This is a genomic window from Acetobacter senegalensis, assembly GCF_001499615.1.
Classification (GTDB): domain Bacteria; phylum Pseudomonadota; class Alphaproteobacteria; order Acetobacterales; family Acetobacteraceae; genus Acetobacter; species Acetobacter senegalensis.
In genome coordinates this window covers 2,412,818-2,429,435 of sequence record NZ_LN606600.1, presented here as the reverse complement: position 1 = coordinate 2,429,435, position 16,618 = coordinate 2,412,818, and the positions used below count along the sequence as shown (strand labels likewise).

General features: G+C 56.0%; 14 protein-coding genes and 1 pseudogene. 6 read left to right on the top strand and 9 right to left on the bottom strand.

The genetic code is table 11. The features are described 5' to 3' along the window. Positions 1-49 precede the first annotated feature (49 nt). Positions 50-1,063: an aldo/keto reductase gene (locus tag ASN_RS11395; protein ID WP_058988237.1), complete on the top strand. Its 1,014-nt coding sequence runs from the start codon at positions 50-52 to the stop codon at positions 1,061-1,063. Positions 1,064-1,252: 189 nt separating this feature from the next. On the opposite strand, the gene ASN_RS11390 is transcribed toward ASN_RS11395, so the two are convergent. Continuing rightward, the gene (locus ASN_RS11390; protein WP_058989294.1) at positions 1,253-1,660 is read right to left on the bottom strand and encodes a helix-turn-helix domain-containing protein; all 408 of its coding nucleotides are present in this window, start codon (positions 1,658-1,660) and stop codon (positions 1,253-1,255) included. A 72-nt stretch (positions 1,661-1,732) separates the two neighbouring features. On the opposite strand from ASN_RS11390, the gene ASN_RS11385 reads away from it, so the two are divergent. Further along, positions 1,733-2,779, top strand: coding sequence for an SDR family oxidoreductase (locus ASN_RS11385; RefSeq protein ID WP_058988236.1), 1,047 nt, complete (start codon positions 1,733-1,735; stop codon positions 2,777-2,779). Here ASN_RS11385 and ASN_RS20580 read toward each other — a convergent pair. From ASN_RS20580 to ASN_RS11365, 5 genes and pseudogenes are all read right to left on the bottom strand, one after another. Beyond that, complete coding sequence (locus ASN_RS20580) at positions 2,733-3,101, bottom strand: transposase (protein ID WP_407922312.1); 369 nt, start codon at positions 3,099-3,101, stop codon at positions 2,733-2,735. The two genes, ASN_RS11385 and ASN_RS20580, sit on opposite strands and share 47 nt — an antisense overlap. Before the next feature lie 80 nt (positions 3,102-3,181). Beyond that, on the bottom strand, positions 3,182-4,474 hold the full coding sequence (locus tag ASN_RS11380; protein ID WP_058988235.1) for a type II toxin-antitoxin system HipA family toxin: 1,293 nt from the start codon (positions 4,472-4,474) through the stop codon (positions 3,182-3,184). Beyond that, on the bottom strand, positions 4,467-5,267 hold the full coding sequence (locus ASN_RS11375; protein ID WP_058988234.1) for a helix-turn-helix domain-containing protein: 801 nt from the start codon (positions 5,265-5,267) through the stop codon (positions 4,467-4,469). Before ASN_RS11375 ends, ASN_RS11380 begins: the two co-directional genes overlap by 8 nt. A 659-nt stretch (positions 5,268-5,926) precedes the next feature. Further along, a pseudogene (locus tag ASN_RS11370) lies at positions 5,927-7,119 on the bottom strand (IS91 family transposase). A 19-nt stretch (positions 7,120-7,138) separates the two neighbouring features. Beyond that, positions 7,139-8,050, bottom strand: a complete 912-nt coding sequence (locus ASN_RS11365; protein ID WP_058988233.1) for a tyrosine-type recombinase/integrase — start codon at positions 8,048-8,050, stop codon at positions 7,139-7,141. Positions 8,051-8,611: 561 nt separating this feature from the next. Between ASN_RS11365 and ASN_RS11355 the strand changes: the two genes are divergently transcribed. Both ASN_RS11355 and ASN_RS11350 read left to right on the top strand, forming a co-directional pair. Next, positions 8,612-9,265: a hypothetical protein gene (locus tag ASN_RS11355; RefSeq protein ID WP_058988231.1), complete on the top strand. Its 654-nt coding sequence runs from the start codon at positions 8,612-8,614 to the stop codon at positions 9,263-9,265. 3 nt (positions 9,266-9,268) lie between these two features. After that, positions 9,269-10,888 (top strand): ImmA/IrrE family metallo-endopeptidase, encoded by a 1,620-nt coding sequence (locus ASN_RS11350; protein ID WP_082666654.1) that lies wholly within the window; start codon positions 9,269-9,271, stop codon positions 10,886-10,888. Positions 10,889-11,661: 773 nt separating this feature from the next. Here ASN_RS11350 and ASN_RS11345 read toward each other — a convergent pair. Continuing rightward, on the bottom strand, positions 11,662-12,801 hold the full coding sequence (locus ASN_RS11345) for a serine hydrolase domain-containing protein (protein WP_058988229.1): 1,140 nt from the start codon (positions 12,799-12,801) through the stop codon (positions 11,662-11,664). 1 nt (position 12,802) lies between these two features. Then, positions 12,803-13,747 (bottom strand): alpha/beta hydrolase, encoded by a 945-nt coding sequence (locus ASN_RS11340; protein WP_058988228.1) that lies wholly within the window; start codon positions 13,745-13,747, stop codon positions 12,803-12,805. 69 nt (positions 13,748-13,816) lie between these two features. On the opposite strand from ASN_RS11340, the gene ASN_RS11335 reads away from it, so the two are divergent. After that, complete coding sequence (locus ASN_RS11335; protein WP_058988227.1) at positions 13,817-14,755, top strand: LysR family transcriptional regulator; 939 nt, start codon at positions 13,817-13,819, stop codon at positions 14,753-14,755. Positions 14,756-14,772: 17 nt separating this feature from the next. Here the strand turns inward: ASN_RS11335 and ASN_RS11330 are convergent, their stop codons facing one another. Next, complete coding sequence (locus ASN_RS11330) at positions 14,773-15,351, bottom strand: TetR/AcrR family transcriptional regulator (RefSeq protein ID WP_058988226.1); 579 nt, start codon at positions 15,349-15,351, stop codon at positions 14,773-14,775. Between the two features lie 93 nt (positions 15,352-15,444). On the opposite strand from ASN_RS11330, the gene ASN_RS11325 reads away from it, so the two are divergent. After that, positions 15,445-16,611 carry an MFS transporter gene (locus ASN_RS11325; protein WP_082666652.1) on the top strand — a complete coding sequence of 389 codons (1,167 nt, stop codon included), beginning with the start codon at positions 15,445-15,447 and terminating at the stop codon, positions 16,609-16,611. Positions 16,612-16,618 lie beyond the last annotated feature (7 nt).

Sequence of the window (16,618 nt, the reverse complement as noted above, 5' to 3'; positions counted from 1 at the left end):
GAAAGGCGCTCTTCATAATTCCTTCCTGAAAAAGAAGGGAGCGCGTTTCATGAAACGGCATCAACTCGGGACATCAGATCTCGCCATTTCAACCATAGGGCTCGGCACCTGGGCCATTGCCGGTCCTGGCTGGGAGTTTGGCTGGGGCGCACAGGATGATTCCGATAGTCTGGCGACATTAGAATATGCCATTGATCAGGGTGTAAACTGGATCGATACGGCCGCCGTCTACGGCCTCGGCCATGCGGAAACAGTGGTCGGCCAGTTGCTCTGCCGCATCCCGACATCCCGTCGACCTCTGGTTTTTACCAAAGGCAGCCTGGTGTGGGATGAACAAAGTCGGGCAATCACACACTCGCTTGACCCGGCGTCCCTGGTTCGGGAAGTCGAAAGCAGTCTGAGGCGTCTTGGTACGGACGTCATCGATCTCTACCAGATCCACTGGCCGTCTTTTCCGCCCGGTGGTCCCGATAAGGGGCTGGAAGACGCTTTATATGCACTTGATCGTCTCAAGGTAGCCGGAAAGATCCGGGCTATCGGTGTATCGAACTTCAATGTTCCACAACTAAAACGCGCGCTGGCCGTCACGTCCATCGCCTCGCTTCAGCCCCCCTATTCCGCACTCATGCGGGATGTGGAACAGGAAATTTTGCCTTTCTGTCAGGAAAAGGCGATCGGGGTTATTCCTTATTCTGTCCTTCAGTCGGGATTGCTGAGTGGCAGGATGAGTCGCCAGCGTATCCACAATTTGCCAGAGGATGACTGGCGCAAGACACGCAGTCCCGACTTTCAGGAACCACGCCTGTCCGAGTGCCTTGCTCTGGTGGAGGTATTCCGCAAGATTGGAATGGCCCATCAGGTCACACCGGCAGCGATTGCTATTGCGTGGGTGCTGCGCAGACCTGAAATCACTGGAGCGATCCTGGGCGCACGCCATCCCGGACAGGTTGGCGATTTACTCAAGGCAGCGCAAATTCATCTGAATACGGCAGAGATAGAAGAAATCAGACCGTTTCTTCCGGAAGGCAAAGGAACAAACGTGCCAACTGCTGCGGCAAGCTAACAAGGCACCTCCTCGTCAACTCATACGTTTTTGACTGACAGTCAGGGGAGAAAGAGGATGTCTGCTCTTGGAAAATGCACACGAATGGGTTGAATGACCGAGATGTAGGCGGAAGCAGATCCATCACTCTTTGTCGTTCCTGAACGAGAGCCGGAAGGCTTGGAGACGGTCACCAGAGCGTTGTCAGCATCATGCGAATGAACAAAGCCGGTCAACTGCCAACCGGGGTTCATTACCCACCTGACCGGCTGCAATCCAATCTCGCTTGGCGCGCAGATATTTGGCCGCCGTCGCGAGATCCTGGACTTTTTGCTCGATTGCCTGAAGCTGGACGTCCATGATCTCGACGGTTCGCTCGCGCGACAGTCCATCCTCCTGCATCTCGTCATTGACCTTGGCGATATCGGCCAGAGACATTCCAAGCGACTGGCCCAGGCGGACCATGGCGGCGATCTGCACATCGCGTTCGGTGAAATGCGCGTATGGATTTTTTCCGCCCTTTCGTCCCGTTTCCGGTGAGAGCAGCCGCTTGCGGATATAAAACCGGATCGTCGCAATGCTGAGCCCGGTCTGCCGCGAAAACTCTCCAATAAGCATGACCTTGACGTCCTTGACCCTGAACCATGGTTCACACTTATAGACGATAGCTCCCCTTCGTGGAGCTTGCATATGAACAAAATTTCTTTGGTGGAAACACCCCTCGCATTCGTCACCGGTGCTACCGGTTTGCTGGGCAACAACCTTGTCCGCGCCTTGCTCACGGAGGGATTTCGCGTGCGGGCTCTGGTCCGCTCGTCGGAAAAGGCGAAGCGGCAATTTGACGATCTTTCGATCGAGATCGTGACCGGCGATATACTGGACATAGACGGTTTCGCCCCGGCGCTTGAAGGGGTCGACGTGATTTTTCACACGGCCGCCTATTTTCGCGACTCTTACGTCGGCGGCAACCACTGGCCCAAGCTGCATGCGGCCAACGTACTGGGCACCCGAGCACTGCTAGAGCGCGCCCATGCCGCAGGCGTGCGCCGTTTCGTACGCGCCAGCTCGATTGCCGTCCTGCGCGGTAAGCGCGGCGAAGTCGTGGACGAGACCATGCTGCGCAACGAGCGTGATGCCGACGATTATTATCGCAGCAAGATCCTGTCCGATCGCGAAGTGCTGTCATTCCTCGACAGGCATCGGGATTTCTGGGCCACCATGGTACTGCCGGGATGGATGCATGGGCCTGGCGACATGGGCCCGACATCTGCTGGGCAGATAATTCTCGACGTGGCGCGCGGTAAGGTGCCGGGCGTGCCCCCTGGCTCGGCCTCTCTGGTCGATGCGCGGGATGTGGCGGAGGCGATGATTCTGGCCAATCGGCAAGGTCGCCGCGGCGAGCGCTACCTAGCGGCAGGGCGACATTTCAGCATGGCAGACCTCATGCCGCTGATCGGGCGCGCCCTCGGCGTGCAAGTCCCAACCCGCCGTCTTCCTCTGGCGCTTCTCTATGTCATCGCTGCTGTCAGCGAGGCCCAGGCGCGTTTGGCTGGAAAGCCCGTGCTGTTCAGCTGGGCCATGGCGCGTGCGATTTTGACCGAGAACGAGAGGTCCCGTTTCAGTACAGCGAAAAGCAAGACCGAACTCGGACTGACGTTTCGCCCGGTCGAGGACACGTTGCGCGACGAGATCACCTGGTTTCGGTCACAGGGCTGGCTGCCTGATAAAGCGCTATGATGTCTGCTTCGCGGAGATACGGGATAACCGCTGCATGTCCGGTAAGTAGGCGACTGCCGCCTGTCTGCTTGCGCTGCGCTAAGCGGACCTCCTGCTTCCGCCTACATCTCGGACGTAGAGGTGCTACCGCCAATTTTCTGGAAGCAGACATACTGCTTGGCGTCGGCAGATCACGCCATGGGCAGCGCGTACACGCGATCCACAACACTGCTTCCATGAATAGCCGGTTATTCCGGCCTTTGCGGCCAGGATCGCTCGGTTTGTCGCGGCAATGGGGCTCAATAAGCGCCCACTGGGCGTCCGTCAGCACAGAACGTTCCATCCAAGGCTTGAAACATAGGCCAAGCCTCATGTGAATCCTCACGGGCCTTAAAATAATAAGACTGTAGCCCAAAATGCTCGTCAGCGTTTCCAGCTCTCGATTAAGCCAACGAGCCTACTACCAATGGCGTCCGTTACGAACGAGATTGCTTCTTCTGACAGGCCGCTATCGATGCAGTCCTTCGCGATCGGCGCAATGAGCCCCGTCATAAGGTTCACATATGTCTCTACATAGCCTGATAGGCTATCATGCTCCCAACCCATCCGGGCGGCCATATCGTCCCAGTGGCGCAGATGGATGTCCCCAATACTATAATGGCCGCTGACAATCATTGAAAGCTTGCACCTGTTTGGATGCTCCGCATAAGGCAAAAAAGTATTCAAATCATAAAGGGGAGTCAGTGCGGCGGCGTTCTTTTCTCCCAGGAATAGGGAATAATTTTTGGCATGAGCGTCGGTGCCGCCTATGGCCCAGTTAAAAACGCAAGCCATGACAAATGAGAAGACATCCTCCTCAGAGGTGATTGATGTCTTTCTCAGCAGGTTGACTATCTGAATCATGCCTGGACCGCCATCTGACTGATACTTTTCTGTTGGCGGCTTGCCAAGAGCTTGACAGATATCCTCGGTATGCAAACGCAGAAGCTTTCCGCTGGACGTATCTAATCTCCGGTCAAATCGCTCTACGACGATTGCTACCTCGTCACCGAAACGCATGACCCAGCTTCGGGGCGTTTTCAGGCCTGTCGCTCTGGCCAGCGTCAGGCAGAAATGTTCCCCCTCCACTTGACCCGGCATATCTGGGATAGGCGGCTTGAAGATGTGACTGGTGGGCTCAGCGCCTGTAGGTATCGCCCAGATTCCATCCTGCAACATACGCAAGGCGACCTTGGGCTGCGCTCCGGCCAAGCTGAACTTGCCGTTGTCTCCTGTTGGCAGGAAACCCAAAGGACTTCGCCCTGTCCTCAACCCTTGCAGTTTGAGCTCGACTTCTCTGTCGGTAAGGGGAGTCAGGCTTCCAGGCGAGAGCTTGTCCACACTTTCTAGTGGAACCAGTTGCACAGCTCCAGCGCAGTCCTCTCCTATTTTCTCGAGAAGCCGTAGCGGATTGCGCGCACTGCACTTCCCAAAACCTCGGCTTTCGTCCTTGGCCAGCCAATCCAGAGTAATTGCGTTGTCCGGCAGCAGGTTCCATAGCCAGTTGGACACAACGCCTCCGCCATATCCCTCCTGCCTGACCGGCATCGAGAGAGAAATGGTGGCCGGAGGTAGGCCATCCTGGTCGCATTCGACATACTTGAGCCGTTGGGTGCCTCCTGCGTCCGTGACGTAGGCGCAAAGCTTGCCGGCAACTAGGACAGCAAGTTCAGTCATCCTCACCATCTCCTGGCTTGGGTAGTTGCAGCTTCGTAGCGGAAACATCTTCTGTCGTGGCGGCTGATGGCTGGCCCTCGTCTTTGAACGCCTCCGGTAGTCGGGCGGGAAGCAGTTTTGGACCGATGGTTCTTTCGGACAATGATTTCGTCAGTGGGTCCTCGACCATTCCCAGCTTAGACACCCTGTCCAGGGTTTCCTTCATCGAGTTCCCGGCCGTCCCCAGATTGGCCACCCTGTCCAGGGTTTCCTTCATCGAGTTCCCGGCTGTCCCCAGATTGGCCACCCTGTCCAGGGTTTCCTGCATCGAGTTCCCGGCCGTCCCCAGATTGGCCATCCTGTCCAGGGTTTCCTTCATCGAGTTCCCGGCCGTCCCCAGACTGACCATCCTGTCCAGGGTTTCCTTCAACGAGTTCCCGGCCGTCCCCAGATTGGCCACCCTGTCCAGGGTTTCCTTCATCGAGTTCCCGGCCATCCCTAGCTTGGACATACTGCTCACAACTTGCGGCGCCCCACCAAACTGCTCGCGGTAAGCCAGAATTTCCTTATTCTGGGGAGTGACCTCTTTGCTTTCTACGGCTTCAGACTGTCCAACAAAAATCTTGATTCCGAGCACAGTTAAGGCGCGCAGCACGCGACCAATTTCGGCCGTCTCGTTGCCTTGTTCGATGTCAGACACCCACTTCCTAGAGCAGCCTAGCTTTTTGGCCAGAACGGTCTGGTTCATTCCCTGCACCAGCCGTTTCTCTCTAATCTGGCTTCCGATATCCGCTGCGTTGAATATGCCCTGCATAGGTTCAGCTCCGCTTTGACAAGCTTCTATAGGTGATGACACCCATAGATTTCAAGGTAATTATGAAACCCATAGGGGGCAATATCGATATGACACCTACAGGGGTCAATATAGAGATGACACCCATAGAGCGCATCATGCACCTAAAGCCGATAAGGTATTGGAAACGTCCGCTTCGAAGTATTTGCGCCACATAGCGGGCTGACCAAAATGGGGATAGTAGGTTCCGGCATGCCCCGACTTGCCCACAGCCGCATCAGAACGGCGTAAATTGGTCGGTAGCTTTCATGAACATGAACACTACGAATGGCTGCTTTCGGTCATCCCATCCCGGTAACCGACATTCAGTTTATCTGAAGGGTTTCGGGCGCCGCGAGGCGTACGAAAGTCTGGGAAGACCGAACCCGCGACACCGGGACTCAGTTATGGAGAATTTGCAACTGGTGCCACCCCGTGAGAGAGCCTGAGCCAGAGCATACAGGTGCGTTTGTGGAACTGGAACGGGTTTTTGTGACCGGATCTGCATGACGCGATGTCAGAACTGGCGGTGCAGGCAGCGATTTTCCCGATTTTTTCAGTGATGCGTACAGGAGCCTCGGTTTGCCGGCGCGGAGCCACTCCGACATCGGGATCGGTCATGCTGTCGTATCTGCGGGCTGTCATGGTGATCCCTTGGTTGGATCACTCGCCTGTGGCGGCCCTCGAGGGGCTGGCACCATCGGGGAAGGATCGGGATGACGACCATCGGACCACCACAGCATGGGCACGGCGGTGGCGTGACCGGTTCGGTTTCCGGGACTTCTGGCGCTGGTGTGGACATGACATTCAGCAGTTCCCGCACCCGGGCGAGGCTGGCCTTGCGGCTGGAACTGGCCAGCAGGCCATAATGGCGGATGCGATGAAATCCCCGTGGCAGGACATGCAGCATGAAGCGGCGGATGAACTCATCCGTGGCGAGTGTCATGACCTGCTGCTGGTGGGCCGTGTCCCGCCGGTAGTCCTTGTAGCGGAACGTCACACCGTTTTCGTTGAACGCCAGGAGGCGGCGGTTCGATATGGCGACGCGGTGGGTATAGCGCGACAGGTAGGCCAGCACCGCTTTGGGACCGGCAAAAGGCGGTTTGGCGTAGACGACCCAGCGCCTGCTGCGCACAGGAGCCAGAGACCGCAGAAAGGCACGACGCTCTGCCAGAGGGGCAAGATGGCCCCGGAAGACCAGCCGGTCGGCATCGAAAAGTGCGCGCAGCCGGGTCAGGAACAGGCGGCGGAACAGCTTGCCCAGCACGCGAACGGGCAGGAGGAAGGCCGGGCGCGACGAGATCCAGCGCTGGCCATCGGGCGAGAGACCGCCACCCGGCACGATCATGTGCACATGGGGATGGTGGGTCAGCGCCGAACCCCAGCTGTGCAGCACGGCGGTGATGCCGATGCGGGCACCCAGATGCCGGGGATCGGCGGCGATCGTCATCATCGTCTCCGAGGCGGCCTGGAACAGCAGGGCGTAGAGAACGGCCTTGTTCTGGAGCGCGATGTCGGCGATCCGCGCCGGCAAGGTGAAGACGACATGGAAATACCCGACCGGCAGCAGATCGGCCTCGCGTTCGGCCAGCCATGTCCGTGCGGCGTTCCCCTGGCAGCGCGGACAATGGCGGTTGCGACAACTGTTATAGGCAATGCGCCAGTGTCCGCAGTCCCCACAGGCCGCGACATGGCCACCAAGGGCTGCGGTGCGACAATGTTCGATCGCCGACATGACCTTGAGCTGCTGCAGGGGGAGACGGCCGATATGGGCTGCCCGCCAGGCAGGACCGGCAGCCCGGAAGATGTCCCCCAGTGCGAGCGAGGCGGACATGACCGCCCCTGCTCCGGGATCAGCCGTCGGGCCTTGCCTGCGCCGTCGTCAGCATGCCCAGCCTGTCGAGCGGACTGATAACGGCCCGCACGGTCCGTGTCGCAACCTTTGTATAAAGGGCCGTGGTCTCCAGGCGGGAATGACCCAGCAGGACCTGGATCACGCGGACATCGACACCATCCTCAAGCAGGTGCGTGGCAAAGCTATGCCGCAGGGTATGAGGCCCCACACGTCTGGTGATCGAAGCAGCCCGCGCGGCATCGACAACCACGCGATGGAGCTGCCGTGTGCTGATGGGCCTCATGGTGTCCTGCCCGGGAAAAAGCCAGCCACCCGAATGCATCACGCCCTGCTGGCGTCCGGCCTTCCACCACTCCCGCAGCAGGGGCAGAAGGTCTGCCGGAAGCATGGCGTTGCGATATCGTCCCCCTTTGCCCCGTTCGACCCTGAGCAGCATGCGCTCGCTGTCGATATCACTGATCTTGAGAGCGGCGACCTCGGCCACCCGCAGGCCTGCCCCATAGGCGACCGACAGGGCGGCCTGATGTTTGAGGCATACGGTCGCGTTGAGCAGACGGGCAACTTCATCACGGCTCAGCACGACGGGCAGGTTGCGGGGCTGCGCTACCCGGACCAACTTGCGTGCAAGGTCGGGGCGGTCGAGCGTCTGGGTGAAGAAAAACCGCAGCGCCGACACGATGGCGTTCATGGTCGGTGTCGGCATGCCAGCCGCGTTCTGCTCAATCTGGAACTGGCGCACATCCTCGACTGTTGCCGTGTGGGGTGAGCGGCCCAGAAACGTGGCGAAACGGCCGACATCGCGAAGGTAATTGCGCTGCGTCTCCCGGGAGAACCGCCGCACCGCCATGTCATCAAGCAGGCGCTGGCGAAGGGGACTGATTGCAGCAATGCACAGGGACTCTGTCATCATCCGGCTCCTTCTGGTGGGAAGAAGCCAGAGTGCTTGGTCCGATCAGGACAGTTCCAAATAAAACAGATCGCTCACGCCGTGGTGACAGACCTGCACACCGCACCAATCCCGCGCAGCGGGTTCGTTCCTCCGCCTCGTTGCTGACATCACGTATCCATCTTCCAACTCCATAAAGCAGACGTATGGTATGGTTTCGGAAAATCCAAAACCATTGTCTCTCACAGCGTCCACAGCGTAAATTTTTCCACGGCTGAGCCCTTCTTCCGTTTGACTGAAGCGTTTGTTAACTAACATCATCCCTTGGGGATGACTGCCTTATCGAGATCATGTTCAACCGTTTCAAGGACTTGCGACGCATTGCAGTCCGCTATGGCTGATGCACAACCGTCGTCGCAGCCACGTGCTCTGCTGTGAGCACTTTGCTCTAGATGATAAGTCTTGTGTTTCGACCCGCCCACACTTGACTTTTTTCTTTCTTGCGGTATACTTGTATTAAGTATATAATTTCTAATCCGCTTTAGATGCTTAAATTGGTAAATTAAACTGGATAATAAATTCAGAATGACGAATGTAATAACAGAGAGTCTAGCGGATACGTGGGATAATTTTTGCTCGGAAAGCCTTTCTGATCTTTTTGACAGAATTAGCTCGGGTCTTGGTTCGTGGTGCTGTTCCAATTACCGCCCGTACTCTGACGCTATCTTTTTTTCCTGTGAAATTATAGGAACGCCGGAGCCAATAATTGAGATTGAGAGAACTATAAATTTCAAAGATAAATTTATAGTTCATGACGGACTTATCATAAACCCGGAAGGGCGCGGATATGGCCGGAGACTACTTCGAAACAGCTTTAATATCTACAGGGCATTTGGATTTAAAGTAGTAAAAATCAAAGCTGGCATGGATAGCGGGCCTTATGTTTGGGCGCGGTTCGGATTTCTCCCAACGACGGCAAGTTGGGAAAACCTGCGGCAACAAGTGTACAAAAATTTAGAAGAATGCAAAGACGAAATAGATGAAGACGAATACCAGGACATTCTTGAGGATATCGATGTAGAAGGGCCAAGGGCAGTTTGGATCCTCTCCGACAAAGAGGTGAGGGTTGGTAGGGAGAAGCTTGGATACCGATTGCTTAAAGGACAGTGTTGGGAGGGCTTCTTTAATTTTGACGACTCCGATGCGGTTCTTCGCTTTGAAAGTTATGTAGGTGAGTAAGAGATGACTATGGATAACTCATCAGAAACGCGTGATCTAAAAAATTATCTTGATCAACTTGATCACGATGACAAAACGCGCGCGTACGATGCGGCCATCGTTTCTGTGCTTATGTTGCAACGGAGAGGCAAAGCAGATGGCATAATCGAGAAGCGCTTAGGCATTAAATTACGCCCAGAGCACCGCAGAGCGGCAACCTTGGGTGATGCTGCTCATCTTAAGTTTGATCTGACTTGGGACGCAATTCCTCGAATCGGCAATCCTAATGATGATTTAAAAACTGGTCATGCTAGAATTTCTATTAAAAACAAAGATATAAATGATCAAAATTCATTGTGGGAATTTGACTCCATTCAGTTATTGCAGTGGCTTTCAGCTAGCTGGGCTTCACTTGTCCTCAGTGAGCCATTGGAGTATCAGCGGCATTATTCTAATGTTGAATTACCTCAAAAAGAGGTGATCCCAGATCATAATTTTGTGGAAGCATTTAATCGAACAAATATTTCAAGGTTTTCGTTTTTCAAGGTTGGAAACCTTATGCAGGTTTCTATGATAAGCGAGGAATACAGTGAAGATGATGGCGCAAGAAATAATTCAGAGATCTTTACTCTTCCCTTTTCTAATACAAAAGAAGTACTCTCTCAAGTTGGTGATTTAGTCGCATCAAGGCTCATGTGGCTGTCTAAGATTGGTGCTATCAATATTGAAGTCCATAGCCTAGTAAATAGTTGGCGCGGAAAAAACATTCTTCCTATTTCCCGTGTGATCGAATTATCTACGAAGCGCATGCCCGACGATAAAATCGGAGAATGGCTAATCCAGCATGTTGTTTCTGATGTTGCAAATTCGAATACTTCGGTCGATCTAAGTACTATTAATACACGATCTAAAAGGCTTCTTGCCGCTGCGAGAATGATGGGTTCTCTCGCCCCTGATCAAATGCTCGAGGTGCTGGCTGCACTTGATAGCGTCACTTTCGTTCCTCTTGAGCGACAACTCTTGGACGTTAGCACTCGCGCATTGGCAGCATATGAAAAATACAGTTCAGATATCGCTCAGTATAAAAGGCCCGTTCAGTTGGGGTATTATCTTGCGAATTGGCTGCGCGCAGATGCAAAGCTCAATGATCAAACGCCTGGAGACCCTGGTGATCTTTTAGAGAAGTGGAATGTTCGTATCCACGATGTGCATTGGGCGACAAATAAGATAGATGCGATTGCTTGCTGGCAGAAGCACTCTCAACCAACGGTTTTCTTGAATCGAAATGGAATACATTCTCAAAGCCTCGGTGGCAGGCGAGCTAGCCTTGCGCACGAGATTTGTCACATTTTAGTCGATAGGAACCTCTACTTTCCTGTTGTTGAAGTACTTGGGGGAATTCTTCCTAAAACGGTCGAACAAATTGCCCGAGGCTTCCAAGCTGAATTTTTACTCCCCCGTAATACAGCTAGAAATATCGTTGGCAGATTTGCAAATATTTCTGAAGCAATAGATGAAATAACAAATAGTTTCGGCGTAAGCCAGCAATTAGCCGCTAATCAGATACTAAATGCAAACTGCCCGTTAACAATAGAAGACCGCAATCTTTTAAACGATCTTGCGATGCGCCTCCGCTCTCAATGATTTTATAGATAACTTCATTTACTATGTTTGATTTTTTCTGATCCTACCCCCTTGGAGTGGAGAGTCTATCATCAACCGCAATAGCCGAGGATACGGATATGACTAGAAGAATCAGACACGCCAGAGATTTACCGAAGAGTTCACAAAGAGGCGCCTAAGCTCTTCGTCGCACGCGGCAATGCGATCATTTCCGTGTCCAGATGCGCTGCGTGCACAGAAGGTTCGGCGGGAGTAACTACCGTGTAGAATATCGCCCTAGTCGCTGCGGCTCGTCGTGGCAAAACAAGCAAGCCAGCAAAGCTGACTGAACCGTGCCGGGGTTGTCGGCGGCGTCCGATTCCAAATGTTTGCGCCGCGAAGCGGACAGACCGCTCCCCCCCCATTGTCGTCATCCCGACAAAGCATTGTCTCGCAAGTTTCCGCATACCCCCGCCTGAGACCTCGATCTCCCCTTCCCTGTCTCCTGCGCTTGCTCACGCCCTGGTACGCTGAAGCCCGCCCTTGTACGCCCGGGTACAGGAGAGTTGGTTGCGGGTGTCATGGACCCCGATTTGAACCTACCGGCGTTAAATCCTTGAAATGATGAGGAATTTGATAGGCGTGTGGTAATGGGCGCAACAAAAAACCTCGCCAAGTCAGGGACTTAGCGAGGTTTTTTTGGTGTTTCTGGTTGCGGGGGCACGCAACTACCGACACCGACATTCACTACAAGTCGAGGTATGAAAATGGAGAGGCGCGACCGGTCCCGACCGCATGTTCGGGGCCGGTCGCTGTCAGAGCCGGGCGTAGATCGTATCCCTGATCCGGTCGGGCACGGGTCCTGCCATGCCAGCGAAGGCGGTGTTAGTGAGAATTACCACTGACAGCGCGTTTGCCGGGTCGACGAACCAGTGATTGCCGTAGGCGCCACTCCAGAGCCATGTGCCTGCCGCCTGCGGGGTGGCGGCGATGACGGGGTCCTTGAGGACTGCCACGCCAAGTCCGAAGCCCCAGCCGGGACCAAGAAACGAGACGCTCAGATCGCCGATGGCATTGGTGACGAGCAGGCGCATACTGTTCAGCCCGAGCAATGGGGCACCGCCGTTACGCAGCAGTTCAAGAAACCGCACATAGTCGTCGGCGCTGCCGAAAAGTCCCGCACCGCCGGATTCCGCCGTCCCCGGCGTCCATGCCCGCTCGGGGCCGAAGTGCACGATGCCCGTGGGGATGGCGGCAAATGTCTGTGCTTGCATTCGGCGGGGAACGGGGTCGCCATCGAGATAGGGCACGCTGACCCGACTGCGGTCGGTGGGCCGGAAGTCAGTGTCACGCATGCCAGCCGGTTCGGTGATCAGGCGTCGTACCGCAGCCGAAAGCGTTTCGTGCGTGACGTGCTCGATCACGCTGCCCAGGACATCGGTAGCCAGCGAGTATTCCCACTGGGTGCCGGGGGCATAGAACAAGGGCACCTGCCCTAGTCGGCGCAGGTTTTCATCGTTGGAAATGGGCACTGCATCGAGCCCGTCGGAGATGCCCGCGCGACGATAGGGACTGTCCTCGCCCTGAAGAAATCCGTAGGACAGACCCGCCGTATGCGTCAGCAGATGGGTGATGGTGATTTCCGGCTGTTCGCCCGACGGCAATGCCGGCTGGAATTCCGGCAGATAGCGGGTGACAGGCGCCCGCAGATCAATCGTGCCCATCTCCGCCAGCCGCAGTGCGGCAACCGAGACGATGGCTTTGGTCAATGAGGCATAGCGGAAAATCGCGTCGGTCGTCATTCTTCGCCGCGCTTCGCGGTCATGCCACCCCCAGGCCTTGCGGTAGCGCAGCATGCCGTGATGCATAACCGCGATATCGGCACCGACCAGCAGGTTGTTCTCGATGCAATCGGCCATGACGGCGTCCAGTGCGCGCGTCAATGCGTCGCTCATGTCAACGCTCTCCTGCTTGGAAGGCATCATCCAGAAACCGTACGGCGTTGCGCAGGGCCTGATCGGCCTCGGGCAGATTGCCCGCAAGCAAGTGCCAGACGTGGAACATGCCCGGCCAGACTTCAAGCGATGTGCGCACCCGCGCCTCGCCCAGATTGGATGCAAGACGGATCGCATCGCTGAGCATGACCTCGTTTTCGCCGATCTGGATCAGCACCGGCGCCAGATCGTGAACATCGGCGAAGACTGGAGAGGCATCAGGATGTGTCGGCAATTCCCCGGCGAGGAACATGCGCGCCAGCTTGTTCAAAAATTCCACGCTGCAAAGCGGATCAATCCCATCGCGCACCGTGGCTGACCGCCCGCTATGGGTCAGATTGGCCCATGGCGAAAAGGCAGCGCCGGCCGCAGGCAATGCGATCCCCGCATCGCGGGCTTTGCGCATCATGGTGACGACCATAGCGCCGCCAGCGGAATCGCCCGCAAGAACGAGATTTTTCGGATCAACTCCTGATGAAAGGAGTGCGCGATAGACAGCAAACACATCATCGATTGGCGTTGGAAATGGGAATTCCGGTGCCTGACGATAATCGGGTGCATAGACCTTCGCATTCAAGGCCTTTGCTAGCCGCCCGGTCAAACCGCGATAGCCTTCAACGCCGCCATGAACGTATCCGCCACCGTGGATATAGAGCAAAACCCGTTGAGGTTCCGGGCCTTCGGGAACAGCCGTCATCGTCGGCACGGAATCCAGCGTCGTGGTTCCATAGGAAACGTCTTTCAGCGCGGGAAACAGGTGGCCAAGACCGCTCATATACTCGGAGCGGACTTGCGCCCAACTGGCTTCTGACGTGCCGTAAATCTTTTCCACCACCGGGGCGGCGGCCTCGATCCAGCCGTTGAGGGCCGCCTGTGCACTCTCGGGAAGCGTATTCCTGGAGGACATTTAAATACCTTTCATAATCTGTTCGACAATCGGTAATATGGACCTTCAATTGACGAACAGGTTTCCCCGATGCAAAGCCGAAATATCGCCAAACGCTTGCCTCCCGCTTCCGATCTCGATATCGGGGCGCTGCGTATCTTTGTTGCCGTGGCCGAGGCTGGCAGTTTTGTCGGCGGTGGAAAGGCTGTTGGGCTAACCCGCTCCGCGGCCGGAAAGGCGCTGACGCGGCTGGAAAATTATCTTGGGATTCGGCTGTTCCACCGCACCACGCGCAGCCTGTCCCTGACCACCGAAGGCCATGAATTCTACCGCCGTAGCCTGCAACTGCTCGAAGACCTTGCCGAGGCCGAGGCGAGCATTCGTCAGGATCAGCTTCGACCGCACGGGACATTGCGCCTGACCGTCTCCGAAGGCTACGGCAAGGCAAAAATTATCCCCTACCTTGTAACCTATCTCGAAACCGCGCCCGATCTGGCCGTTGAAGTGAGCTTCACCGATCGGTTGGTCGATCTTGTCGAGGAAGGGTTCGATCTTGCGATCCGGGTCGGGGCGACCGCGCCGAACGGGCAGTATATCACGCAGGTGATCGACCGGGCGCGGCTTGGAGTTTACGCTTCGCCCGAATATCTCCTGAAACAGGGCACACCGGCCAGCCTTACGGATCTGGCGCATCACAAGCGGCTGGTCTATGGATTAGGCGCGACATCAACGGTATGGAGCCTGCCCGGCGAAGACGGACAGCCCGTCACGATCCATGGCGGTGCCCATGCTCGCTTTGACAGCGGCGACGCGATCCGTGTGGCCGCGCTCGCGGGCCTTGGGATCGCGCTTCTGCCTTCATTCATCGTTGAAAAAGACATCGAGCACGGCGATCTGGTGGAAATCCTGCCGGAGACCGCAATGAACGAAGTCACCATCCATGCAATTTATCCCAGCCGGCGTCACCTTTCGATCCGCACCCGCAGTTTCATAGAGGGGCTGAGGCGCTCTTTCCGGCAGCCTTGCTGATCGGATTCACGCAAAATTCATCTGCGCGGTTCAAGCATCTGTCGGGCAAGGGTGACTGTCGCAGCGTGAATGCGGTCGCTCCCCGCCGTCTCTCCGGTTATCAACTGGCTGAGTTGCGGAACAGCCCGCGGCCATAATGCCAATCCCAGCAATATTAACGTCAGATATTCCGGTCTTATATCAGAGCGGATGACACCCTTTTCCTGCGCGCTTCGAAACCTTTCGGTCTTGCGTGTATAATGCGCCTGTCGCTCGGGTTCCGCCAAGACATCCGTGTCATCATGCTCCAGCGCTTCCCACATCAAGAGGCGCAGAACATGCGGATGAGAAGTGTGATAGCTGCGCATGGCATCCAGATAACCCGGAATATCGTCGGGGGTGACCTCGATTGTTTCCGCCAACTCCGTCATCGTCTTGTGGATCACCGCATCGAACAAGGCGCGTTTGTCACCAAAATAGCGATAAATCAACTGCTTGTTCGCCCGCGCCTCTAAGGCAATACGATCAAGTCGCGCCGCCTCGATGCCATAGGCAGCGAATTCAGCAATGGCGGCATCGAGCAGCCGCGCTTTGGTTGCGTCAGAATCTCGTTTCATTCAGCGATAATAGCCATGTAACCGGTGGGTTGACAAGAATGTAACTGGAGGGGTACGTAATTTGCAACTCATCAGTTACATGGCTCGCATATCATGGCATCCAAATCTGCTTCCGCCCGCATGGTCGGCGCCTGCGCGCTTTGCGCTGGCGTCACTCTGGGAAACATCTATATCGGTCAACCTCTGTTCACAGTGATTGCAGCCGGCACCGGATCGAGCCTTACGGCAGCGCAAGGCCTCATCACGGTGTCGCTTCTCGGTTATGCAGCAGGACTGTTACTGCTGGTGCCGCTGGCCGATCGACACAATCCGCGCAATCTCGTCCGGATACTCGGCACACTATGCGCGATAACTCTGGCATGTGGCGCGCTTTCAAACGGGCTGACACCGATCATGTTCGCGACCGCTTTGGCCGCCATGTTCTCGATCATTCCGCAAATCCTCATCCCGCTGGTAATGGCGGAAATGCCGCCTGAACAGCGGGCACCAGCGATGTCCGTCATTCTGACTGGCATGATCTGCGGCATCGCCCTGTCACGACCGATTTTTGGCGGCATCGGCGATTACGCTGGTTGGAAAGCCACGTATGTGACCGCTAGCATCGTCACACTCATCGTCAGCTGGATGGCGTCTTTCACCTTACCAAACAGCCCAAAAGTGCATCGCCACAGCTATGCCGAACTGTTCTCATCGATGACACGGTTAGTCCGAACAAGCCCGCTGTTGCGTCAAGTGGCCTTGCGTAATGCCGCAAATTACGCAGCATTCAACGCATTCTGGGTGGGATTGACGCCACTTCTCATATCGCCACCTTTCTCGTTCAGTGCTGGACAGGCCAGCCTTGTCGGTCTGCTCGGAATCGGCGCTACACTGGCCGCGCCATTTGCAGGCAAGCTAACGGCACGAAGCGGACCAAGAACGCCGCTGACGATTGGTCTCATTGCATTGCTGATAGCGATCCTTGGCTTCCTGCTTGGACAGGAAAATCTTGCCGTAGTCTTTGTCGCGGCGTTCCTGCTACCCATCGCGATGCTCTACATACAGATTCCCTCGCAACATGCGGCGCTGTCGATTGATCCGGCCGCCGGTGGACGGCTCAACACGGTTTTCATGTTCACCACTTTCCTCGGCGGCGCCATCGGTAGCCAGATCGCCGGCATGGTTCTACAACGCTGGGGCTGGACGGGGTTGTGCATTGAGGCCGCTATCTTCTGGCTTGCTGCGTTCGCCCTCTCCCGCTCACCGAAAAGAATAAGCTAAGCTGAAA